The organism is Halpernia sp. GG3, from assembly GCF_052976925.2.
In genome coordinates this window covers 153,682-176,012 of record NZ_JBRIIR020000017.1, presented here as the reverse complement: position 1 = coordinate 176,012, position 22,331 = coordinate 153,682, and the positions used below count along the sequence as shown (strand labels likewise).

The following is a 22,331-nucleotide window of genomic DNA, read 5'->3' as shown; positions in this document are numbered from 1 at the left end:
AATTTTTGGTTATAAAAACTGGAATATTAACTGCAACATTAAGACCATTAAATTTACTTAAAAAAAATTTCATGTCTTGATCTTCTTTTAAACCAGAAATATTATGACTATAAAAATTATTAAAAACTTTATTACAAATTAAGGTATGACCCCTAAAATAAATGGGGTAAATAAAATTTTATATTAAAAAATAACATAAATTTGCATAAAAAATAAGGGTAAAATGTCAAGATTAAGATTTAGTGCATTAGAAACACTTCCGTTTAAAAATTACAGAAGTGACAACGCAGTTGAAATTCCGGGAAAACTTTCCGAATTGTTTTGTAAAAATGTTTTCTCAGAAGATACGATGAGAGAATATTTAACAAAAGAAGCATTCCAATCTATAATGGATGCTATTAAGAAAGGAACGAAAATGCCACGTCCAATTGCCGATCAAGTTGCTGTCGCAATGAAAGACTGGGCAATGGCAAAAGGTGTAACACATTATACACATTGGTTTCAACCTTTAACGGGGGCAACAGCAGAAAAGCATGATTCTTTTTTCACGCCAATTGAGGGTGGAAAAGCCATAGAAAGATTTTCTGGGAATTTATTAATTCAGCAGGAACCGGATGCATCTTCTTTCCCAAATGGTGGTATTAGAAATACTTTTGAAGCAAGAGGCTATACCGCTTGGGATCCAACATCACCTGCTTTTATTATGGGAACGACGCTTTGTATTCCTTCTATTTTTATTTCTTACACCGGTGAAACTTTAGATTATAAAGCGCCTTTATTACGGTCACTGCAAGCGGTGGATAAAGCTGCAACTGATGTTATGCAGTATTTTGATAAAAATGTAACAAAGGTAATTGCAACTTTAGGTTGGGAACAAGAATATTTTTTGGTTGATTCCGCTTTATTTCAATCGCGACCAGATTTGGTTTTGACAGGAAAAACTTTACTTGGACATTCTCCTGCGAAAGGTCAACAACTTGATGATCATTATTTTGGGTCAATTCCAACTAGAGTGATGAACTTTATGAAAGAGTTGGAAATGGAATGTATGAAGTTGGGAATTCCCGTGACGACGCGTCATAACGAAGTTGCTCCAAATCAGTTTGAAATGGCGCCGATGTTTGAGGAAGCAAATGTTGCAGTCGATCACAATTCACTGTTAATGGATGTAATGGCGAGAATTGCGCACAAACATCACTTCCACGTTTTACTTCACGAAAAACCTTTTGCAGGAGTGAACGGAAGTGGAAAACATAATAACTGGTCTTTGAGTACAGATACCGGTGAAAATCTTTTAAGTCCGGGAAAAAATCCAAAGAAAAATCTACAGTTTTTGACATTTTTTATTAATACCATCAAGGCCGTTTATGAATATGCAGATCTACTAAGAGCGGGTATTGCATCCGCAAATAATGATCATAGATTAGGTGCAAACGAAGCTCCGCCAGCAATTATTTCAGTTTTCATAGGGTCGCAACTGTATTCTGTTTTATCAGAACTGGAAAAAGTAACGAAAGGGAAATTATCACCAGACGAAAAAACCGATTTAAAGCTAAATGTTGTAGGGAAAATTCCTGAGATTTTATTAGATAATACAGATCGAAACAGAACTTCGCCTTTCGCATTTACGGGAAATAAATTTGAAATCCGGGCTGTTGGATCTTCTGCAAACTGTGCGGAGACAATGACTATTATGAATGCAATTGCAGCAAAACAATTGCGTGATTTCAAACAGGAAGTCGATGCTTTGGTAGAGAAAGGTCTTAAAAAAGACGAAGCTATTTTTAACATATTAAGAGAATATATCAAGCAGTCTAAAGATATTATGTTTGAAGGTGACGGTTATTCTGATAATTGGGCGAAAGAAGCAGAGAAAAGAGGTTTAAGTAATTTAAAAACTACACCGGAAGCTTTGAAACGTGAAATGGACAAAAAATTCATTGACTTATATGAAGAATTAGATATTTTCACGCACAGAGAAATAGAAGCGAGAAATGAGATTAAATTAGAAAAATATTCTACAACAATTGATATTGAAGCTAGAGTTTTGGCAGATATCGCAAGAAATCACATTATTCCAAGTGCATTAAATTATCAAAACAGATTGATTGAAAATGTAAAAGGTTTAAAAGAAATATTTGGTGACAAGGAATTTAGAAATTTAGCTAAAGAACAGATGCATTTAATAGAAAATATTTCTGGAAACGTTTCTGCAATTAAATTGGGTGTTGAAAAATTACTTGCCGCCAGAGAAACAGCGCATGCGATAGAAAATGGACAAGAACGCGCCACTTATTTCTGCGAAAACGTAAAAACTTTGTTTGATGTGATCCGCAAGCCGTCTGACGATTTAGAAATGATGGTGGATGATGAACTTTGGCCACTTACGAAATATAGAGAATTACTGTTTACCAGATAATTGTAATTTAAAAAAAGCAAAAACCGCTTCAATTTTTGAAGCGGTTTTTTTATATTATGTAAACCATAAAATAGTATACATTTACATCCTTAAATATTAAAAAACATTTATGTATGAAAAGTAAACTATTAATTATAATTATAATTTTTGCTGTATTTTCAACAAATGCGCAAGTAAAAGTGCTATTTGATGCCACAAAAGCAGAAATGGCAAGCAATGCAGATTGGGTTATCGACGCAGATGTTCATAATTTGAAAGCCGGTACAGGCGGCGCAATGGTAACTGGTGGCAGCGATTCTAATCCACAAAGAATCCCGACACCCGCCCAAAGTGGCATCACCGCTACAACATCTGAAACTTATTGGCAAGGCGCTTTGAGTGCATGGGCTGTAGATTTGGTAAAATTAGGATACACCGTAGAAACTTTACCTTATGACGGACAAATTACTTATGGTGATATTACCAATACGCAGGATTTAGCAAATTATAAGGTATTCGTTATTGATGAACCCAACATTAAATTTACCATTACCGAAAAAAATGCTTTGGTAAATTTTGTAAAAAATGGTGGTGGACTCTTCATGATCAGTGATCATAACATAAGCGATAGAAATAATAGCGGTATTGATTCTCCCAATGTGTGGAATGATATTTTTACTACAAATACAGTACAAACTAATCCATTCGGAATTACTTTTGATTTAGCAAATTTCTCGCAAACTACAAGTAATTTTGCCAATCTACCAAGCGATCCAATTTTGCACGGTGCATCAGGAACACCTACACAAATGCAATATTCAAACGGAACAAGCATGACTTTAGACCTATCAAAAAATTCAACAGCAAAAGGTTTAGTTTTTATGACTGGTGCTTCTACAACAGGCTTAACGAGTATAATGTTTGCAACTGCAAGTTATGGAACAGGTAAGGTTTGTGCCTTGGGAGATAGTTCTGTTCCAGATGATGGAACAGGAGATCCAGGAGATCGTTTGTATAATGGTTATACAGCAGATGCTGCAGGAAATCACAGACCTTTACTCTTAAATGCAACATCTTGGCTGGCGACCAATTCTAATTTAGCGGTAATTGATTTAGCGAAATCGGACGCTGATTTAGAAGTTTATCCTAATCCTTCTTCAGATTACATTTATATAAAAAACAATAAAAATAATTCTTCTAATTATACTGTGAATCTTTCGGACGCAAGTGGGAAATTGGTGTTTTCAAAAGCAGTTAATTCAAATATAATTGATATTAAAAGTTTGCAAAAAGGATTGTATTATCTGACGGTTAAGAGTGAAAATGGTCTAAAATCGTTTAAAGTTGTAAGGAAATAAATTAGATGTCTAGAGCTGAGATTTAGAAAAGAATTGCATTTTTGCAATTCTTTTTTTATTTAAAAATTAACTTGAAAACCCGCTTTTATTCCAAATTTTGCAATGTTTGGCCGGTCAAGATAATTCCCCCGCCAATTAAAATCGACCCTAAGAATTCTTAAATTACCGAATCCAATATTTTCTATTCCAAATCCGTACTCATAATAAATATGGTCAGAAGGTGCAGAATATAGAATTTTACTGCGGTTAATATCTTTCGAAGCTTGGCTTAAAGTGCCATAAGCTGCACGAAAAATAGCAATTTCTCTCAATTTCAATTTTTTAATTAAGGGGATGTAAGATAAAATTTTACCGTTAAAATGGTGCTCAATATTAAACGTGGAATAAGTATCTGCTACAAATTCGTAATAATTTAAAAGAGAAAAAGTATTCGGAATTAAATTATAAGATTGGTTGCCAGGAATTATATTTTGTAGAGCCAAAGGTAAAGTTTCAAAAGTTTTTCCTACTTCTAAATTAACAATTGATTTACCCCAAACTCCAGTCAAAATTGGTTGCGTGTAAAGAAATTGCAATTTATTATAACTGTAATCTGCATTAAATAAACCCTTTAAACCTCGTGTGTATTTTAGAACAAAACTTGGCGCCAATGTCGTGTGAGAATAGCGGTCAATGCCGGTTTCTGAAAATTTTGCACCCGGATTTGCAATTAAACTCAGCGTAACGTGCGAATCATTTACTGTTTTTCTAATTTGGTTATTATAATTATAAGTTAAATCAAATAACTGATTATCAGCGGATTTAAGGCTCTGTAAAGTTCCATCAATTCTGATTTGAAAATTCTCCCAAGGAGCAATAGAAGTATAAACGCTGGTTTGATTGCTCGAACTCAACGAGCTATTATCGCCACGGGAAAATAGGGAGGATGACGCAAAAGACCTTGACATAATTCCGTCGTCGCCTGTTAAAGCCACACCCAATTGTAAAATATCACGGCGCGTTCCCACACCAATTTGAAAGCGGTTTGTTTTATTAAACATATATTTTGCTTCCACCCCATATTTAAACTGATGGTCCTTAAATCCATAAGCGCCATATCCCTGAATCCGCCAGTCGTCATTTGCTGAGAAGTAAGTCCTGGCGCCTAATCTTAAACGGTTTCCTTCGATAATATTGCTGCCAAAAGTAGAATACAAATCTCCAATATCAATGGCATGACCTACATTAAAATAGCCGGAAGAAAGCGTCTCATAAATTTTTACGAAGCGTTTAAACTTTGGTACGGTTTGTAGTTGCGCCAACATTTTATAAACACCTTCCTCTTCTGTATTTAAAGAATCTGAACGGTTCTCTTCCCAGTAAGCGTCATTTTTTGTAATTTCTGCTGGGGTTTTCGGCGCATCATTTTTAAAAATAGCAGGATTAATTTCTTTATTAAAATCATAATTTGAGTAATCTACCGTTCTTTTTGCCATCATTCCGTGGGAATCTTTGCCCTTACTGACCAGCGATAAATCAAATTGTGTGGTGTTTTTTAAAGGTAAAAAGGTGTATTCATCGGGGTTATCAAATTCTAATTCCGTGAAAACGCCGTTCACAAAATTTACATTCATATTTCTTGTAGATTTCAAAGAAGCTTTAACGACTGCATAACTTTTTTTTGAAATGTATAAATCACCCATAAAAGCCAAAACATCCTTCCTTTTCGGGAAATATTTAATGTGGTAGCATTCCGAGCCTCGAATATTTAGACTATCAATTAAATTATAATCATAGGTGCTAAAACCATCTGTGGAAACCGGACTTTGAAAACCAATATTAAAATAGTTGAGGGTATTATCATAAATGTTGATCTCTTTATAAAGGTTTTTTACGGTTGTAGCCATGATCTGATTATCCTGAAAACCAGAAGTTTTCTGAGCAATTAAATCTTTTTTCTCTTTTTTCGCCGGCTGGTTTTCACCATAGATGTTGTAAACGGACTCATTGAGAAACATCGGTAGAGAAAGCTTTCCATTGGCAGCAGAATCTGCGTATTTAAAAATAAAATCAACTTTATTAAAGATTTTACGCTTCATGAAAGTACTGTCGATATTACTTAAATTAAACTGAATTTTTTCGTATTCCTTGTACTGATAAGTTTTATAGTTTTCTAAACCATTTTTTCTTTTATTGGCCCAAACCTTTTGCATAATAGCGTAAGCAGGATTATCTTTCTTGTTTTTATATTTTTTTGCCGTTGCCTGTATCACAACACCCTGAATATTTTCTACAGTATTCTGATCTAAAATCACTTTTAAAACTACCGGACTTTTCTCGGTTATCAAAACAGTTTTAAGATTAAAACCATTTTTCTGAAAGCGGAGTTTGTAAATAATGGAATCAGAAGAGATTTTAAAATCAGCGGAAGAAATAAGTGCTGGCTCGCTGCTGTCATTGATGTAAATAGCAACATGTGCAGTGGGTTTTTGCTGAAGCGAGTCAACGACGATTCCACTCACCAGAAATTGGCAATGAAAAAAAGTTATAGAAAATAAAAAGATAAGGCTATATAAAGACTTCTGATGAAGATTCTGAGGCATTTTCCAATAATGTGTTGCAAATTTAGCAGAAAAAGTTTGCGTTTCATTACTTTTAGCAAAAGATTAACGTTTGTTGTCTTTATTCTGAACAAATTGATAAACTTCCGCCAAAATGCAGTCAAGTTTTTATCCTAAGTCAAGTGGAAGGAATGAAGTATAAAGAAATCGCCTTGAAATTGAATATTTCAACAAAAACGATTGAAGTGCATATGACGAAAGTTTTAAGAATTATCCGGGAAGCATTTTAAATTGAATTTCAGAAACTTGCCTTCTACTATTTTAAAACACTAAAAACTGAAGCATTCTAATTAATTGATTCAAAATTATTTAAAATTAAAGAAATCAAACTTAACTTTTAATATTCTGCACATAAAAAAACCACTACATTTTTGTAGTGGTTTATACCTTCGCTCCTCTTCTTGGGCTCGAACCAAGGACCCTCTGATTAACAGTCAGATGCTCTAACCAACTGAGCTAAAGAGGAAGGTTACGTCGTTTTTAACGTGGTGCAAATATAAAACGTTTTATAATAAGCACCAAATATTTTTAAAATATTTTTAAAATTTTCCAGTGATCCATTTTACAATGTCACTGCCGAAGATTAAAGCCATTAAAGCAATTAAAAAGATCACTCCAACCATTTGGGCATTTTCTAAAACTTTTTGTGGTACAGGCTTGCCAGTTATCATTTCCCATAAGGTAAAAACGACGTGACCGCCATCTAAACCCGGAATCGGAACTAAATTAAGAAATGCTAACCACACTGAGAACATCGCCGTAAAACTCCAGAGAGCCGGCCAGTCTAAAGTTGTAGGCATCATTTTAACAATACCGATTGGCCCTGAAACTTGTTTGTAACCTTTTGTAGTCGTATTAAAAACGATTTTAAATTGCTTGATCTGCATTGTTAAAACATCAATGGTTCTTCTTAAACCACGTGGAATGGATTCTAAAAATGAATAATGTTTAGTTGTAAGGGTTTTATCAAAATTATCCATTGCTAATTTTGGGTTTGAGACGAAACCTAATTTTCCCTCGTTATTAACTTTTGCAGAAATAGTTTGGGGCATATTATTTCTCAAAACTTCTACAGAAACATCTTTATTTTTGTTCTTGCTAAGTTCTGGACCCAGTTCATCAAAGTAATTAATCTTCGTATTATTTACGCCAATAATTTTATCACCAATTTCTAAACCAGCAATTTTAGCATTGCTGTTTGCTTGAAAACTATCTACAACAACGGGCGCTCTAGTCGCAAAATAACCTTTCGGGCCATCTTGTGCTAAAACATCTGCAATGCCATATTCGTTAATTGGGAACGTTACTTCTTTGCCATTTCTTAAAACCGTTACCTGGTCTGCGAAAAGCATATTAATAGTTGAGGTTTCCAAACGTTCTGCAGGTTTACCATCTATTTTTAAAATTTTGTCCCCATTTTTTAACCCCATTTTTTGACCAGCGGGTGTAACTGAAATGCCGTCTTGAAATTTATTTAAATCATGGTAAGATTCGCCTTGCGTATATGATAACGCCGAATAGATAAACCACGCTAAAAAGAAATTCACCGTAACGCCACCAAGCATGATAATTAATCTCTGCCATGCGGGTTTACTTCGGAATTCCCACGGTTGAGCGGGTTGGGCAAGTTGCTCCTTGTCCATACTTTCATCCACCATCCCGGCGATTTTTACATAACCACCAAGAGGTAACCAGCCAATTCCGTACTCTGTTTCTCCAATTTTCTTTTTAATAATTGAAAAACCAGGATCAAAAAAAAGATAGAATTTTTCTACTTTACATTTAAATAATTTTGCGGGGATAAAATGCCCTAATTCGTGCAAGATAACGAGTATCGAAATACTCAGTAAAAATTGAAATAGTTGTATTAAAGTCATTGATTTTTGTAATAAGGTTGCAAATATAAGCATTCTAAAAAGCCTGCCCAATAAAAAAAGACCTCCAAAAAATGAAGGTCTTCGTAATTTCTAAATTTTATATTTTAGAGGTTAAAGGAAACACCGATGCTTCCATTATTACCTGCTTCAAGATAAATACCAACATTTTTATTGAAGAAATATCTTGCGCCAATGTGAGCGCCAATATAAGTCCCACCTTTTCCTAAAACACCTAAATCAATACCCGGATAGATATCCCATTGAGAAGGAAGACCTAAAGGCTGTTGTAAGTGTACATTTAAGCGTCCAAAAATCCCAAAGTGGTCATTCTCATATTTACTATCGTTGTGACTGAAGAAAATGTTTGCGCCTGCACCAATTGAAATTAATTTAGATAAACCGTAGTCGTAAGTTCCTACAATACCTGACCCGTATCCTAAACCACTTAAACCAACTTGAATTTTTTGGTCGCCTTTCCCGTTCCATGCTTGTGCGTTTACCATTGATGCTGCGAAAAATAACGTGCAGACTAAAATTAACTTTTTCATAATTATTTAATATTTTTTTTTGTTGAAAAAATTGTATCAAAAATAGCACCAATTAAGGATTCTTTTAAATATTATATAAAATTTTACTATATTTATTACATAAAAATTACAATTAAAAATGACTCTTTTAACGATTATAGCATTAAATCTTGATATTAAATGGAAGGATAAAAATGTAAATTTCCATCAGATTAAAAAACTTTTGGAGAACGAAGATGCAGACCTATTCCTTTTACCAGAGATGTTTTCAACGGGTTTTTGCATGGATGCAGATGAAATTGCTGATCAAAATAACGAATCTTTAAAATGGTTAAAAGAAATTTCAAGGGAAAAAAATGCGGCTTTTTGCGGAAGTGTTTCTGTGAAAGAAAATGGAAAATTTTACAATAGAATGTATTTCGTAAAACCCGATGGTGAATTTACTTATTATGATAAACGCCACTTGTTTTCTTATTCTGGCGAAAATAAAATTTACGAAAGAGGTGAACCTCGAAAAATTGTTAATTACAAAGGATTCAAGATTCTATTGCAAGTCTGTTATGATTTGCGATTTCCCGTTTTTTCCCGAAATAAAAATGATTTTGATTTAATTTTATATGTTGCTAATTGGCCAGCATCAAGGATCTCTGCGTGGGAAAGTTTATTAAAAGCGCGCTCCATTGAAAACCAATCTTTTGTTTTTGGATTAAACAGGATTGGGACAGACGGAAATAATTTGGTTTATCCTGAAAGTTCCTACTGTTTTGATGGAGAAGGAAATGTGATTTCTACAGTTTCAAACCAAATCGTTTCTGCTCATTTAGATTTAGATCAACTTCAAGATTTTAGACAAAAGTTTCCATTTTTAAAAGATGGCGATAATTTTAAAATAAAGTAATAGAAATAAAAAAAAGTCACAAAAGACGATTTCTTTTATGACTTAAATATTTAATTATTTTAAAATTTATAAAGAATAATTCGGTGCCTCCTGCGTGATGATCACATCATGCGGATGAGATTCCTTCAAGCCATTTCCAGTGATTTGCACCATTTTAGAATCACGCTGTAAACTTTCAATATCTTTTGTGCCGCAATAACCCATTCCAGCGCGTAAACCGCCAGTTAACTGGAAAATTACCTCCTGCAATTTTCCTTTGTGTGGAACGCGGCCTTCAATGCCTTCTGGTACAAATTTTTTGGCTTCACTTTGAAAATAGCGCTCTTTTCCTCCGCGTTTCATTGCTGCTAAACTGCCCATCCCTTGGTAAGATTTGAATTTTCTGCCTTGCAATAAAATTTCTTCGCCCGGCGCTTCATCTGTTCCGGCTAAAAGTGAACCCAGCATTACTGCATTTGCACCACTTGCAAGTGCTTTTACAATATCTCCAGATAATTTTATACCGCCGTCTGCAATAACAGCAACATTGTATTCTTTCGCTTTTTCAAACACATTATAAATAGCAGAAAGTTGAGGAACACCAACGCCTGCGACAACTCTTGTTGTACAAATTGAACCTGGACCAACGCCAACTTTTAAAACATTTGCGCCGGCTTTTATTAAATCTTCAGCGGCTTGTGCGGTTACGATATTTCCACCAACAATATCTAAATCGGGAAATTTTGCACGGATTTCTTTTACTTTATTTAAAACTCCAATAGAATGTCCATGGGCAGAATCTACGGCAATAATATCTACGCCCACGTCTACTAAGGCTTGAACACGCTGAATTGTGTCTTCACCAATGCCAACGCCAGCGCCAACGATTAACCTGCCTTTTCCGTCTTTGTTAGCATCCGGATATTCCAATTGATTATCAATATCTTTAATGGTAATTAAACCAACTAATCTATTTTCGGCATCTACAATGGGTAATTTCTCGATGCGGTTTTCTAATAAAATTTGTTTCGCAGTTTCTAAAGTCGCATGTTTATCCGAAGTGACGATGTGATTTTTAGTCATTAATTCTTCCACTTTCATCTCCAGATTTTCCTGGTACTTTACGTCGCGGTTTGTAATAATGCCGATTAATTTATTATCGGAATCTACAACAGGCAAACCAGAGATTTTAAAATTTTCCATTAAAAGTTTTGCATCTTTCAACGTGTGGTCTTTAGATAAAGTGACAGGATCGGAAATCATCCCGTTCTCTGAACGTTTCACGCGATTTACTTCTGCAGCTTGCTCTTCGATACTCATATTTTTATGAATAAATCCTAAACCGCCAACTCTTGCTAAAGCAATTGCCATTTCAGCTTCAGTCACAGTATCCATGGCGGCAGAAATTATCGGAACATTGAGCGTAATTTTATCAGAAAGTCTGGATTTTAGAGAAACTTGTGAAGGTAAAACTTCGGAAAAGGAAGGAATGAGAAGCACATCATCAAAAGTGATGGCGGTCTCTACTATTTTGCTATGTATGGACATCTTTGCTTTCTGACAAAATTAAAGTATTTCAAAGGAATATGAAAATGTTTTCTTCGATAATTTAAATAGAAAAAACCAACTTGCAGTAAGTTGGTTTTATATCTTGGAAAAAGAACGATCATTTTATTTTAATGATAATTTTCCCTTTTGCTCTTCCCGTCGCTAAATGCTGAAAAGCTTTAATACTTTCCGAGAAAGGATAAATTTTATCAATCACCGGTTTTATTTTTCCGGCTTCAACTAAGGTTTTTATTTGTTTTAATTGCTCGCCGTCAGGATGCATCCAAATAAATTTATATATCGCATCTTTATTTTCAATGGCTTTTGCTAAATCTTCGGGTAATTTATAATCCGAAATTCCAAAAGCTTTTGCAGATTTTTCATCCATCGGACCTTTTACACTTACAACAGTTCCTCCATTTTTTAAAACTCTAAAAGCATCAATCGTGTAATCGTGACCGAGTGTGTCAAAGACAATGTCTGCATCTTTCACGATTGTTTTATAATCCTCAGTTTTATAATCTATGACTTTATCGGCGCCCAAATCTTTAACCCAATTCACATTATCTGTGCTGGTTGTTGTGTAAACGAAAGCGCCTTTTTCTTTGGCGTATTGAATGGCGTAGCTTCCAACACCACCTGAGCCGGCATGAATTAAAACTTTATCTTCATTTTTAATATTTGCTATTTCCAGACATTGCAAAGCGGTTAATGCAGCCAATGGAAAGCTGGCCGCTTCTTCAAAAGAAACATTCTTTGGTTTTTTTGAAACGACGTCAGATTTTACGGCTACAAATTCTGCTAAAGTCCCCATTTGTTCTTGTGGGACACGCGCGTAAACTTCGTCGCCGATTTGAAAATTATTTACAGAATTACCTTTTTCGATTACAGTTCCACTCACATCGTACGCAAGAGTTGCAGGAAAATTTAAGGGAAGCATGCTTTTTAAATTACCTAAAATAATTTCTTTGTCAATGGGGTTTATCGCCGCTGCCATTACTTCAATCAATATGTCGGTAGATTCTAGCGGAGGTTTTTCAACTTCATTAAAGGCTAAACTATTTTCTATTTTACCGTAATTTACTAATTGTAATGCTTTCATCTTTTTTAAATTTACTTTTTTGAACAAGATGCAAAAATAAAGCCTGATTAATATCTGAAAGTTTATTTGTGATAAGTTTGGGATTTTAGTTTTATTAATTTTAAATATTGATTTTGTAAAGTTAAGAATGAAAACAGCGGAGATGTAAATAGCCCTGATAGAAGCGGCATCCTTTTTTTTGGCTGGAAATTCTTAATCATGATTTTAAGTATTGGCAAAAAAAGATAGAGCGGATAGCAGGATTGGCTTCTACAGAATTATTTATTGTTGGAATAAATATTGTACCTATTGAAAAAATATTATTATGGAACATCCAAAACCAATGTTAACTTTGAGCCAAGTGATGAATAAACTGGCGCAAAAAGGCATCGTGAGAGAGTTTAGAATGAATGACAAAGGTGAAATGCGCCTAACAAATTTTGAAAAAAACTATGAACCAAGCGATTTAAGTATTTTTAAGACCTTTCGTTTTGAAGGTGACAGTAATCCTGGTGATAATGCAGTTTTATATGTAGCGGAAGATAATGAAGGGAATAAAGGCATGATCATCGATTCCTACGGCGCGGAAAGTAATTATCCAGGTGACAGTTGGGGTAATTTTTTAAGAGACATTCCGGTAAATGAGAATGATGATTATGGTTTTCAGGAATAAAAATATATTATTTCTCAGCAAATTATATTTTAATAAAAAAAAGAGGCTCTAATCTAAAGCCTCTTTTTTGTGTTTAAGAATTTGGTTTTAACCAACCTAATTTACTATAATGTTCTTTAAATCTTGCGATTTCTGGCCCAATCACTGCGCTGCAATATGGTTGTGTAGGGTTCTGATTGTAATAGTCCTGGTGGTAAGTTTCTGCCGGCCAAAATTTTTCAAAAGGCACCACTTGCGTCACGTATTTGCCACTCCATCTTTTTGTGGCTACGGAAGTTTTAATAGCTTCTAAAGTTTCTTTGTGCTGCGTTTCATTTTTATAAAAAACCACAGATCTGTATTGAGTTCCAACATCATTGCCCTGTCGGTTAAGTTGAGTTGGATCATGAAGGAAGAAGAAAACGTCCATTAATCTCTGATAAGAAATCACTTTCGGATCAAAACCAACTCTTATCGTTTCTGCGTGGCCGGTTGTTCCTGTTGACACTTCTTCATAAGTTGGATTGGCTTTAAAACCTCCAGAATAACCTGAAACTACAGAATCTACGCCTTTAAGCATTTGAAAAGTGGATTGTACACACCAAAAACAGCCACCACCAATAGTTACATATTCCAAGTTGGCTTTATCTGTTTTCTGAACTGCCATTTTCGCGTCCATTTTATTATCTTTTCCCTGACCGTTGCATGAAACAAGCAAAATGGCCATAAAAAGGGTGAGGAATTTTTTCATTTTAATATTTAATGATTATTACTTTTATCTACGATTTATTCGCAATCAAAGTTTGCCTAGATGTTCAAGCAAATATAATGCTAGTCAGAAAACTTAGAAATTCTGAAAATAAAATTTTAAGAATTAACTTGTGAGAGTGGCGCAAATTTATTCTCCCAAACTAAAGCGCTTGCACCTAAAATGGCTGCGTCAGCTTCGTCTAATTCACTAAAAACAAGTTTCACTTTACCTCGAAAAATAGGTAGAAGATTATGCTCCATATGGCGTTTGGTAGGCTTTAAAATAAATTCACCAGCTTTTATCACCCCGCCAAAGAGAAGAATTGCTTCTGGGGATGAAAACATCACGAAATTTGCTAAAGCTTCGCCTAGTTTCTGTCCAGTATATCTGAAAACTTCTATTGCGGTTGGGTCACCTTTCAAAGCACATTCATGAACTGTTCTGGAATTTATTTTTTCTTCCGGATATTCATTTAGCATAGAATCCGGAAATTCTGCGCGGAATTTTTTTGCGGTGATTGCAATGCCAGTTGCCGATGCGTAAGCTTCCAGCGACCCTTCAGAACCAGTGCTCCAGTGTTTTCTGCCACCAGGTTTTATAATGGTGTGACCTAGTTCCCCAGCAAATCCGTCATGACCATAAATTAAATTTCCGCCACACACGATTCCACTTCCAACGCCGGTTCCCAAAGTCATCATAATAAAATCTTTCATACCGCGCGCTGCTCCATACATCATTTCGCCTAAAGCTGCAGCATTTGCATCATTTGTAATTTTGCATTGTACTCCAAATTTTTTCGACATTAGATCTGCAAATGGAACGACACCTTTCCATCTTAAATTGGGCGCTTGTTCAATTGTACCTTTATAATAATTGGCATTTGGTGCTCCAACACCAATTCCGTAAAACTCGCCATCAATAATGTATTTTGCTAAAAGTGGATGTACAATCTTATGCAATTCATCAATAAAATCTTCTACATTATCATATTTATCGGTTTTAAGATAGCCTCGTTCTAGAATCTCACCACGGTGATTAACCAAGCCGAATTTTGTATTTGTGCCGCCGATATCAATACCTAGCGCCACTTGTTTTGATAGATTTACTAATGACATGTTTGAGTGAATTTTTTGAAAATGGAAGTTAGTAAAAAAATCTATTGTGATGGTAAAATTGAGAAAAGTTATTCAACAAATTTCCAAAATCTAACATTATGATTTTTTAGAAGCAACAAGAGTTCGTTTTTTCGGAAGATTGTACCTGCTCTGCATTACAATCTTTTTTAGAAAACGGCTAAAAACGCCATTTTATAAAAAAGGATTTCCATTGTGATCAGGGCTAAAAGTTCGGGAATCGGTTTTGCGAGGGGATGGGAAATTTGGTTTGAGTAATTTAACGTCCTGCCGCTTGGCGAGGTTGGGGACTAAATTAAGATTAATATTTCGGTTAAACACAAAATTTTCAAATACAAGACCAACTTTAAATTAAGCCTAAAACCCCAATCTAGCCAAATGGCTGTTGTGTGATGTCGCAATTTACGGTTTGGTTTCTATTTAGTTTTCTGCGAAACTGTAACCCAAGATTTGTCAAATCCTAATGCTTTTAAAATTACATTTTTGTCTAATTTTTCGGGTTGTTTAATTTTTATGATTAAACACTTTTCAGGAACTTCTTCAACTATTGTAAATTGGGAACCGTGAGGTTGCCAAGTAAAACAATGTTCGTCAGTTTTTATGTTAGTTCCAGTTAAGTTTCCATTCTTATTCCATTCCCATTTATACAATTCGTGGTCATATCTGATTGTATCAAATTCAAATACTACAACTTCTGATAAATCGTCTGATTTCAAAAGTACAATTGTTCTTAAATGTTTGAATTTTTCACGAATCGAAGAAACTCTTTCATTCCAAATTTCAAGTACAAGTTTACCAATTAATTTTGGATCTGCTTTTTGGTCACTTCTTTCTCCAAATGAATAGTTTGGCGAATTTCTTCCAGAAATTAATCTAACTTTCTTTTGTTTTGATGGATTTTTTGCTTTTACGGTTTTTGCGCCCCAAGCGGTATTGCCCATTACAACATCATCTAAACCAACATTTGAAGGCTTCCAATCTGCTCCAATACAATTAGCAAAAATACTTTCCCATTCCGAACCTTCCAATTCAGGTTTCCCTTTTGAAGCAAGCAAATAGATTATTTCTTTTCCTAACAAAAAAGGAAATTCTTTTGGAAATTCGTTTAGTGGAAATGCCGAAACAGATTTGTTAACTGTTCTTAATTTAGGTGATTGGTTATTCTCCATAACTTACTTCATAATCTCTTAATACTGAAGTCATATCCATAGAGTTTGCAACATAAGGTAAAAGTTTTAATATAACGGCTTTTACTAAATTTACTGGAACTGCATTTCCTGCTTGTCTTTTTGCTTGTCCATCAGAAACTACAATTTTATATTTATCTGGAAAACCTTGCAAACGAAACATTTCTCTTGGAGTTAATCTTCTTTCTCCGTTAACTAATAAATAATTGTGAGAAGCACCTGAACGCAATGCACAAGAATATGGATAAGAACATATATTTCCAGATTTATTTTCGTGCCAAATAGAAAGATTATATGCAGATTTATGTTTGTTTTTTCTCTTCTCTAAAATCATTTCAGATGCAAAATATTTTGCATCAACTTTTTTCTCAAGAATTTCTGTTAATGGTTTAAATGGTCTAATTGGTGATGGAAAATTAAATAAAATTGGTTCTTTGTGTCCAACAATAATTATTCGTTCTCTTTTTTGTGGAAGTCCAAAATCAAGTGCGTTCAATACTGCAAATCTAACACTGTAACCTAATTCTTTTTCAAGAACATTTACAATTGTTTTAAGTGTATTTCCATTATCGTGTCCAAAAAGTTGTTTAACATTTTCTAAAACAAAAGCTTTTGGTTTTTTGTGTTTTAAAATTCTTGCAATGTCAAAAAACAATGTTCCACGAACATCATTAAATCCTTGCATTTTACCAATTATACTGAAAGATTGACAAGGAAAACCAGCAAATAAAATATCGTGGTCGGGAATATCTTTTTCATCTATTTTTGTTATATCTCCAAATGGTCTTTCTCCAAAATTTGCTTCGTAACTATCTTGACAGAAACTATCTATATCAGATGAAAAGACACATTCTGGAATTATATCATTTTCAAGACACGCTTCATCCATTGCGGTTCTAAATCCGCCTATTCCGCAAAAAAGGTCAATAAATTTTATCTTTTCCATTTACAATGTTTATTTATTTTCAAAAATAATATTTTGCTTTCTAATAAACTATTTTATTTGTAAAATTTTAAAAAGATGTTGATTATTTACGATTTTGTCAGCGATATCACACAACGTTTTGAAAATTTTTGCAGAAATGGCATTACTTTCAGAACCATTGTCGCACCACACTTAATTAAATAAATAACTGGTGGATTAACTTAAACCACCCTCAGCCATTTTTGAACAAATTTGCTGTTAGCTCCAGTATTTTTAATTTTTTCTCGCTAAATCTGCCTGTAATTCTTCAGCAAGTTTTTTTCTGTATTTCATATCACTAGGTACTTCTCTAATTCCTGCTCCCCATATAGTTCCGTTATAACTTCTTAAATTTGTATGAATGTAATTGTAATAGATAGTTTTCCCCATTTCATAATTATCTGACCTTAGTCCTTTTAGAATGGACGAAAAAGCTCCCGAAATAAAATCTGCTAGTTGAATTCCTACGCTTTGATGCGAATGTTCAATATTCAAACTGTCTTTGATATGTTTATAAGAATTAATAAAATCGCCGGAATTGAAAAGGTCAAAATAAATATCTCTCAAATGTTTGTCCGTTTTTTCACATACAGGGTCAAAAAACAAAACAGCTAAGTTTTCTTCTTCTCTTGTCTGAATTTGCATTTCAACACGTTGCATATGTTCTTGAAGATGCATCTTCAAGAAAGCTTTTTCGTTAATCTTAGAACAAGTTAGATTTTCGGTATGAGTAATAATAATTTGTTTATATTCAATTTGATTTAAGAGATTTAAACTTTTATCAACGAAATCAATAATTGATTTATAGCTATGGTTTTCCAAAAATTTAAAATCTTTATTTTTTGGAATTTCTTTATTTTCCTTTTGAAATTTCCTAAGTTGCCATAGATAAGCCCATTTTATTTCTCTTTCTAATGGTAAATTAAATTCTAGTTTTAAAGCATTAAAAAGCTTATTTAATTTTTTCCATTCATCTCCTCTAATTAGCAAGGTAGACCTAATATAATAAGGGTGAACAGCAAGGTGCTTTTTCGTCTTTTCTATTTGATAAGTTCCACATTCATCACTAAATCCAAAAAATATGCACATAGTTTACAGGTCTTGTTTAATATTGGTGCTAACGTCCCGCCGCTTGGCGAGGTTGGGGACTAAATTAAGATTTATATTTCGGTTAAGCACAAAATTTCCAAATACAAGACCAACTTTAAATCTAGCCTAAAACCCCAATCTAGCCAAACGGCTGTTATGCGTTCGGTTTTCTTTCTTCGTCACTTTCTTTTTCAATATATTTTACAATCCTTTTTCCATTTGTCAATAACAAATAACCGATGATTATTTTTAGGAAATGGAAAATCAGCCAACAAGAATCAGGATAATCTTTAATCAACATTTTTTGTTGTAAAAAATTGAATAGAGTAGAACAAAAGCTTGGTAAACTTTCTATTATTGTTAAACCGCCAATAACAATAACGGTTATTGTCAAAACTGTTGAACTTTTGATTTCTACATTAATTCTTTCTTCATTGAAGTTTTTTTCGAGTTTTAATTTATCAATAATCCATTCTGCTTTAAAAAGAAACAACCGGATAATTAAAATATAAACTATGATTGCGCCAAAAAGCATCAACCAAATCATTAGCAAACTTTCAAAGTTTAAACTTCCGTTTGTAAAAGATAAAGTGGAAAAGAATCGAGGAATAATTGAAATACAACCAAACAATAGCCAAAGGCCAATGATTTTAATTATGATTTTCCAAAAAGTGTTTATTGACATATTTTCTCGTTTAATATTTACGTGTTTAAAACTGACGCACAACTCATAAATACACGCAACTACTATTTTCAAGTGTTTACAAATATTTATAGTCGTTTGTTAATGTAAATATAAAAAAAAACTCTTCCAAAAAAATTGAAAGAGTTTTAGAAGTAATTAGTAAAAAATTTTACGCAGGAATTTCGCCTTTATACAAGAATGAAATAATTTCTTTGTTTACATTTTCTACCATTTCACTAAATAAGTAAAAAGATTCTTGTTTGTAAATTACCAACGGATCTTTTTGCTCATAAACCGCGCCTTGCGCAGAACGACGAAGATCATCCATTTCTCTTAAATGTAATTTCCAGTTTTCATCGATGATTGAGAGAGAAATATTTTTTTCAAAATCGTTAATTAAAGTGTCACAATTAGAGTCGTGCGCTTCTTTTAAATCTGTCACGATCGTCGTGGTTTTGGTTCCGTCGGTGAAGGGCACCTGGATCATCTTAAACATCGAACCCTGTGTTTTAAAAACATTTTCTATGATCGGGAAAGATTTTTCTTTTAAAAGTAGAAGTCTATGGTTGTAATCTTCCTGTGCTTTTTCAAATAAAATATTAGTTAAGGTAGGAAGTTGCATCGTTTTGAAATCTTCTTCCGAAACCGGTGCTTCCATTGTGAAATATTTGATGACTTCAAACTCAAAATCTTTGTAAATACCACTTGCTTTTGCTTTTGAGGCAATACTTTGCGATACATCAAAAATCATATTAGAAATGTCATATTTTAAGTGATCACCAAATAATGCATTTTTACGACGTTTGTAAATTACATCACGCTGCTTGTTCATCACATCATCATATTCCAATAATCTTTTACGGATACCGAAATTGTTTTCTTCAACTTTTTTCTGTGCGCGCTCAATGGATTTCGAGATCATAGAATGCTGAATAACTTCACCCTCTTTATGACCCATTCTATCCATCATTTTTGCAATCCTCTCAGATCCAAAAAGACGCATTAAATTATCTTCTAAAGACACGTAAAATTGAGAACTTCCTGGGTCACCTTGTCTTCCGGCACGGCCACGAAGTTGTCTGTCTACTCGTCGGGAATCATGTCTTTCTGTACCAACAATTGCTAAACCGCCATTGTTTTTTACTTCACCTTGAAGTTTAATGTCGGTTCCACGGCCTGCCATATTTGTGGCAATCGTCACAACGCCTGGTCCACCTGCCATCGCTACGATTTCTGCTTCTCTCGCATGCAATTTTGCATTTAAAACATTGTGCTGAATTTTTCTCAATTGCAGCGCTTTTGATAATAATTGAGAAATCTCAACCGAAGTCGTACCTACTAAAATTGGTCTTCCACCAGAAGTTAATCTTTCAATTTCCTCAATAACGGCCGCATATTTTTCACGGTTTGTTTTGTAAACCAGATCCTGTCTGTCATCACGTACAATTGGTCTATTGGTCGGAATTACAACCACATCCAGTTTATAAATTTCCCAGAGTTCGCCAGCTTCAGTTTCCGCCGTTCCTGTCATTCCCGCAAGTTTATTATACATACGGAAATAATTTTGCAAAGTAATTGTTGCAAAAGTTTGGGTAGCCGCTTCTATTTTTACATTTTCTTTGGCTTCGATTGCTTGGTGAAGTCCGTCAGAATAACGCCTTCCTTCCATAATACGACCGGTAGATTCATCTACAATTTTCACTTCACCTTCAATTACGACATATTCATCATCTTTTTCAAATAATGTATAAGCCTTTAGCAGTTGATTTAAAGTATGAATCCGCTCAGATTTAATTCCAAATTCACGGAACAATTCTTCTTTGGCTTCAAACTCTTCTTCTTTGGTTAAGTTTTTATTTTCCAGATCTGCTAATTCTGTCGCAATATCATTTAAAACGAAGAAGTTATGGTCTTCATTTCCTGCAGACATATATTCTACACCCTTATCTGTAAGGTCAATTTGGTTATTTTTTTCGTCAATTACAAAATACAGATCCTGATCTACAATAGGCATATCGCGATTGTTATCCTGCATATATGTCGCTTCCGTTTTCTGCAAAAGTGACCGGTGACCACTTTCTGAAAGATATTTTATTAAAGGACGGGTTTTTGGCAAGCCTCTGTACGCCTGTAACAATTTAAAACCACCTTCTTTGTTTTTGCCGTTGTCGATTAATTTTTTAGCTTCACTAAATAATGCTGAAACAGTTTTCTTTTGAATGCCAACAATTCTGTCAACACTTGGTTTTAACATATCAAATTCCTGTCTGTCCCCCTGCGGTACTGGTCCGGAGATAATTAATGGCGTTCTTGCATCGTCAACTAAAACTGAATCGACCTCATCTACAATTGCAAAATTTAATTCACCCTGTACAAGTTCATTCGGCGAAGTCACCATATTATCTCTTAAATAATCGAAACCAAATTCGTTATTTGTACCATAAGTAATGCTTGATTGATAGGCTTTTCTACGGGAATCTGAGTTTGGTTGGTGGTTATCAATACAGTCAATTGACATACCGTGAAATTCATAAATTGGTCCCATCCACGCGCTGTCACGTCTTGCTAAATAATCATTAACAGTAACAACGTGAACGCCCCTTTCGGTAAGTGCGTTCAAATAAATAGGTAAGGTTCCCACTAAAGTTTTTCCCTCACCAGTTGCCATTTCAGCAATCTTCCCGGAATGTAAAACCACACCACCGATAAACTGCACATCGTAATGTACCATATCCCATTTTATGGGTGTTCCTGCCGCATCCCATTCATTAAGCCAAACGGCTTTTTCACCTTCAATTCTCACAAAATCTTTAGTTGCAGCTAATTCCTTATCGCGATCATTTGCGGTCAAACGGATCTCCCCATTTTGAGCTAATCTTCGCGCTGTTTCTTTTATAACTACAAAAGCTTCAGGTAATATTTCACCTAAAACTCTCTCTTCTACTTCGTAAGATTCCTTTTTTAAGTTTTCTATTTTGCTGTAAAAAGCTTCTTTCTCATCTACGTTTGTAGATTCTTTTATCAACTCTTTTGTAGCATCAATTTGTGAAGTAAACTGTGCAGTAGCAGCTTTAATTATTTCTTTAAACTCAGCCGTTTTTTCACGGATTCCGTCGTCAGAAAGCTCCTGAATTTGTGGTTCAACAACTTTTATCTTTTTTAAAACTTTCCTTACTTCCTTTAAATCTTTGGCGTTTTTATCGCCCAAAAAACCTTTCAGAACCTTGCTTAGAACATCCATATCTTTTAATCTTAAGACCAAATAAAATAGTTTTTAAAAGGTCATTATCGCTTTTTTATTTGAATCGCAAGCGCAGAAAGCTGACTGCAGCAGGCGGTCTTAGTTTTAGTATTCGTCTTCGTTCCAGAGGAAATCATCATCCGTAGGATAATCTGCCCAAACTTCTTCTATACTTTCATAAACTTCACCTTCATCTTCAATCGCTTGAAGATTTTCTACCACTTCCATAGGCGCTCCTGTGCGGATTGCGTAATCAATAAGTTCGGCTTTGGTCATCGGCCAAGGTGCATCGCTTAAATATGAGGCCAATTCTAATGTCCAATACATAATATTAAATTTTTTGCAAAAATAGAAAATTAGATG

Annotated in this window: 18 protein-coding genes and 1 tRNA gene; 5 read left to right on the top strand and 14 right to left on the bottom strand. The window is 34.2% G+C overall.

Annotation, left to right across the window (positions count from 1 at the left end; genetic code table 11):
• Positions 1–223: 223 nt before the first annotated feature.
• Together ACVBED_RS10230 and ACVBED_RS10225 are read left to right on the top strand one after the other, a co-directional pair.
• The gene (locus ACVBED_RS10230) at positions 224–2,419 is read left to right on the top strand and encodes a glutamine synthetase III family protein (protein WP_447120180.1); all 2,196 of its coding nucleotides are present in this window, start codon (positions 224–226) and stop codon (positions 2,417–2,419) included.
• 113 nt (positions 2,420–2,532) lie between these two features.
• On the top strand, positions 2,533–3,756 hold the full coding sequence (locus ACVBED_RS10225) for a T9SS type A sorting domain-containing protein (protein ID WP_447120179.1): 1,224 nt from the start codon (positions 2,533–2,535) through the stop codon (positions 3,754–3,756).
• Between the two features lie 59 nt (positions 3,757–3,815).
• On the opposite strand, the gene ACVBED_RS10220 is transcribed toward ACVBED_RS10225, so the two are convergent.
• A complete protein-coding gene (locus ACVBED_RS10220; protein WP_447120178.1) occupies positions 3,816–6,257 on the bottom strand; it encodes a DUF5686 family protein in 2,442 nt (813 codons plus the stop codon).
• A 143-nt stretch (positions 6,258–6,400) separates the two neighbouring features.
• On the opposite strand from ACVBED_RS10220, the gene ACVBED_RS10215 reads away from it, so the two are divergent.
• Positions 6,401–6,586: a sigma factor-like helix-turn-helix DNA-binding protein gene (locus ACVBED_RS10215; protein ID WP_447120610.1), complete on the top strand. Its 186-nt coding sequence runs from the start codon at positions 6,401–6,403 to the stop codon at positions 6,584–6,586.
• Positions 6,587–6,748: 162 nt separating this feature from the next.
• On the opposite strand, the gene ACVBED_RS10210 is transcribed toward ACVBED_RS10215, so the two are convergent.
• The 3 genes from ACVBED_RS10210 to ACVBED_RS10200 form a co-directional block, all read right to left on the bottom strand.
• Positions 6,749–6,822: transfer RNA gene (locus tag ACVBED_RS10210), tRNA-Asn, on the bottom strand.
• Between the two features lie 73 nt (positions 6,823–6,895).
• Positions 6,896–8,233, bottom strand: coding sequence for an RIP metalloprotease RseP (gene rseP, locus ACVBED_RS10205; RefSeq protein WP_473094964.1), 1,338 nt, complete (start codon positions 8,231–8,233; stop codon positions 6,896–6,898).
• A gap of 104 nt (positions 8,234–8,337) precedes the next feature.
• On the bottom strand, positions 8,338–8,781 hold the full coding sequence (locus ACVBED_RS10200; RefSeq protein WP_447120177.1) for a DUF6646 family protein: 444 nt from the start codon (positions 8,779–8,781) through the stop codon (positions 8,338–8,340).
• A 118-nt stretch (positions 8,782–8,899) separates the two neighbouring features.
• On the opposite strand from ACVBED_RS10200, the gene ACVBED_RS10195 reads away from it, so the two are divergent.
• Positions 8,900–9,658 carry an amidohydrolase gene (locus tag ACVBED_RS10195; RefSeq protein WP_473094963.1) on the top strand — a complete coding sequence of 253 codons (759 nt, stop codon included), beginning with the start codon at positions 8,900–8,902 and terminating at the stop codon, positions 9,656–9,658.
• Between the two features lie 66 nt (positions 9,659–9,724).
• On the opposite strand, the gene guaB is transcribed toward ACVBED_RS10195, so the two are convergent.
• Together guaB and ACVBED_RS10185 are read right to left on the bottom strand one after the other, a co-directional pair.
• Positions 9,725–11,185, bottom strand: a complete 1,461-nt coding sequence (guaB, locus tag ACVBED_RS10190) for an IMP dehydrogenase (RefSeq protein WP_473094962.1) — start codon at positions 11,183–11,185, stop codon at positions 9,725–9,727.
• 118 nt (positions 11,186–11,303) lie between these two features.
• Entirely contained in the window at positions 11,304–12,287 is a 984-nt protein-coding gene (locus tag ACVBED_RS10185; protein WP_447120176.1) for an NADP-dependent oxidoreductase, read from the bottom strand.
• Between the two features lie 304 nt (positions 12,288–12,591).
• Here ACVBED_RS10185 and ACVBED_RS10180 point away from each other — a divergent pair, with 304 nt between their 5' ends.
• A complete protein-coding gene (locus tag ACVBED_RS10180; RefSeq protein ID WP_447120175.1) occupies positions 12,592–12,939 on the top strand; it encodes a hypothetical protein in 348 nt (115 codons plus the stop codon).
• Positions 12,940–13,012: 73 nt separating this feature from the next.
• Here ACVBED_RS10180 and msrA read toward each other — a convergent pair whose 3' ends face one another.
• From msrA to ACVBED_RS10140, 8 genes are all read right to left on the bottom strand, one after another.
• Complete coding sequence (msrA, locus tag ACVBED_RS10175) at positions 13,013–13,669, bottom strand: peptide-methionine (S)-S-oxide reductase MsrA (protein ID WP_447120174.1); 657 nt, start codon at positions 13,667–13,669, stop codon at positions 13,013–13,015.
• 116 nt (positions 13,670–13,785) lie between these two features.
• Complete coding sequence (locus ACVBED_RS10170; RefSeq protein WP_447120173.1) at positions 13,786–14,784, bottom strand: ROK family protein; 999 nt, start codon at positions 14,782–14,784, stop codon at positions 13,786–13,788.
• 434 nt (positions 14,785–15,218) lie between these two features.
• Positions 15,219–15,971, bottom strand: coding sequence for a hypothetical protein (locus tag ACVBED_RS10165; RefSeq protein ID WP_447120172.1), 753 nt, complete (start codon positions 15,969–15,971; stop codon positions 15,219–15,221).
• Complete coding sequence (gene dcm / locus ACVBED_RS10160) at positions 15,961–16,935, bottom strand: DNA (cytosine-5-)-methyltransferase (protein WP_447120171.1); 975 nt, start codon at positions 16,933–16,935, stop codon at positions 15,961–15,963. The genes ACVBED_RS10165 and dcm overlap by 11 nt, the downstream gene beginning before the upstream one ends.
• Positions 16,936–17,187: 252 nt before the next feature.
• A complete protein-coding gene (locus ACVBED_RS10155) occupies positions 17,188–18,042 on the bottom strand; it encodes a DUF3800 domain-containing protein (RefSeq protein ID WP_447120170.1) in 855 nt (284 codons plus the stop codon).
• 154 nt (positions 18,043–18,196) lie between these two features.
• Positions 18,197–18,727 (bottom strand): hypothetical protein, encoded by a 531-nt coding sequence (locus ACVBED_RS10150; RefSeq protein ID WP_447120169.1) that lies wholly within the window; start codon positions 18,725–18,727, stop codon positions 18,197–18,199.
• Between the two features lie 169 nt (positions 18,728–18,896).
• Positions 18,897–21,968, bottom strand: a complete 3,072-nt coding sequence (secA, locus tag ACVBED_RS10145; RefSeq protein ID WP_447120609.1) for a preprotein translocase subunit SecA — start codon at positions 21,966–21,968, stop codon at positions 18,897–18,899.
• Positions 21,969–22,073: 105 nt separating this feature from the next.
• On the bottom strand, positions 22,074–22,295 hold the full coding sequence (locus tag ACVBED_RS10140) for a DUF2795 domain-containing protein (RefSeq protein ID WP_103913280.1): 222 nt from the start codon (positions 22,293–22,295) through the stop codon (positions 22,074–22,076).
• Positions 22,296–22,331 lie beyond the last annotated feature (36 nt).

Excerpts from the sequence above, each read along its gene's own strand:
- ACVBED_RS10230 (WP_447120180.1), top strand. The coding sequence starts at position 224 with ATGTCAAGATTAAGATTTAGTGCATTAGAAACACTTCCGTTTAAAAAT.
- ACVBED_RS10225 (WP_447120179.1), top strand. The coding sequence starts at position 2,533 with ATGAAAAGTAAACTATTAATTATAATTATAATTTTTGCTGTATTTTCA.
- rseP (WP_473094964.1), bottom strand. The coding sequence starts at position 8,233 with ATGACTTTAATACAACTATTTCAATTTTTACTGAGTATTTCGATACTC.
- ACVBED_RS10200 (WP_447120177.1), bottom strand. The coding sequence starts at position 8,781 with ATGAAAAAGTTAATTTTAGTCTGCACGTTATTTTTCGCAGCATCAATG.
- ACVBED_RS10195 (WP_473094963.1), top strand. The coding sequence starts at position 8,900 with ATGACTCTTTTAACGATTATAGCATTAAATCTTGATATTAAATGGAAG.
- guaB (WP_473094962.1), bottom strand. The coding sequence starts at position 11,185 with ATGTCCATACATAGCAAAATAGTAGAGACCGCCATCACTTTTGATGAT.
- ACVBED_RS10185 (WP_447120176.1), bottom strand. The coding sequence starts at position 12,287 with ATGAAAGCATTACAATTAGTAAATTACGGTAAAATAGAAAATAGTTTA.
- ACVBED_RS10180 (WP_447120175.1), top strand. The coding sequence starts at position 12,592 with ATGGAACATCCAAAACCAATGTTAACTTTGAGCCAAGTGATGAATAAA.
- msrA (WP_447120174.1), bottom strand. The coding sequence starts at position 13,669 with ATGAAAAAATTCCTCACCCTTTTTATGGCCATTTTGCTTGTTTCATGC.
- ACVBED_RS10170 (WP_447120173.1), bottom strand. The coding sequence starts at position 14,784 with ATGTCATTAGTAAATCTATCAAAACAAGTGGCGCTAGGTATTGATATC.
- ACVBED_RS10165 (WP_447120172.1), bottom strand. The coding sequence starts at position 15,971 with ATGGAGAATAACCAATCACCTAAATTAAGAACAGTTAACAAATCTGTT.
- dcm (WP_447120171.1), bottom strand. The coding sequence starts at position 16,935 with ATGGAAAAGATAAAATTTATTGACCTTTTTTGCGGAATAGGCGGATTT.
- ACVBED_RS10155 (WP_447120170.1), bottom strand. The coding sequence starts at position 18,042 with ATGTGCATATTTTTTGGATTTAGTGATGAATGTGGAACTTATCAAATA.
- ACVBED_RS10150 (WP_447120169.1), bottom strand. The coding sequence starts at position 18,727 with ATGTCAATAAACACTTTTTGGAAAATCATAATTAAAATCATTGGCCTT.
- secA (WP_447120609.1), bottom strand. The coding sequence starts at position 21,968 with ATGGATGTTCTAAGCAAGGTTCTGAAAGGTTTTTTGGGCGATAAAAAC.
- ACVBED_RS10140 (WP_103913280.1), bottom strand. The coding sequence starts at position 22,295 with ATGTATTGGACATTAGAATTGGCCTCATATTTAAGCGATGCACCTTGG.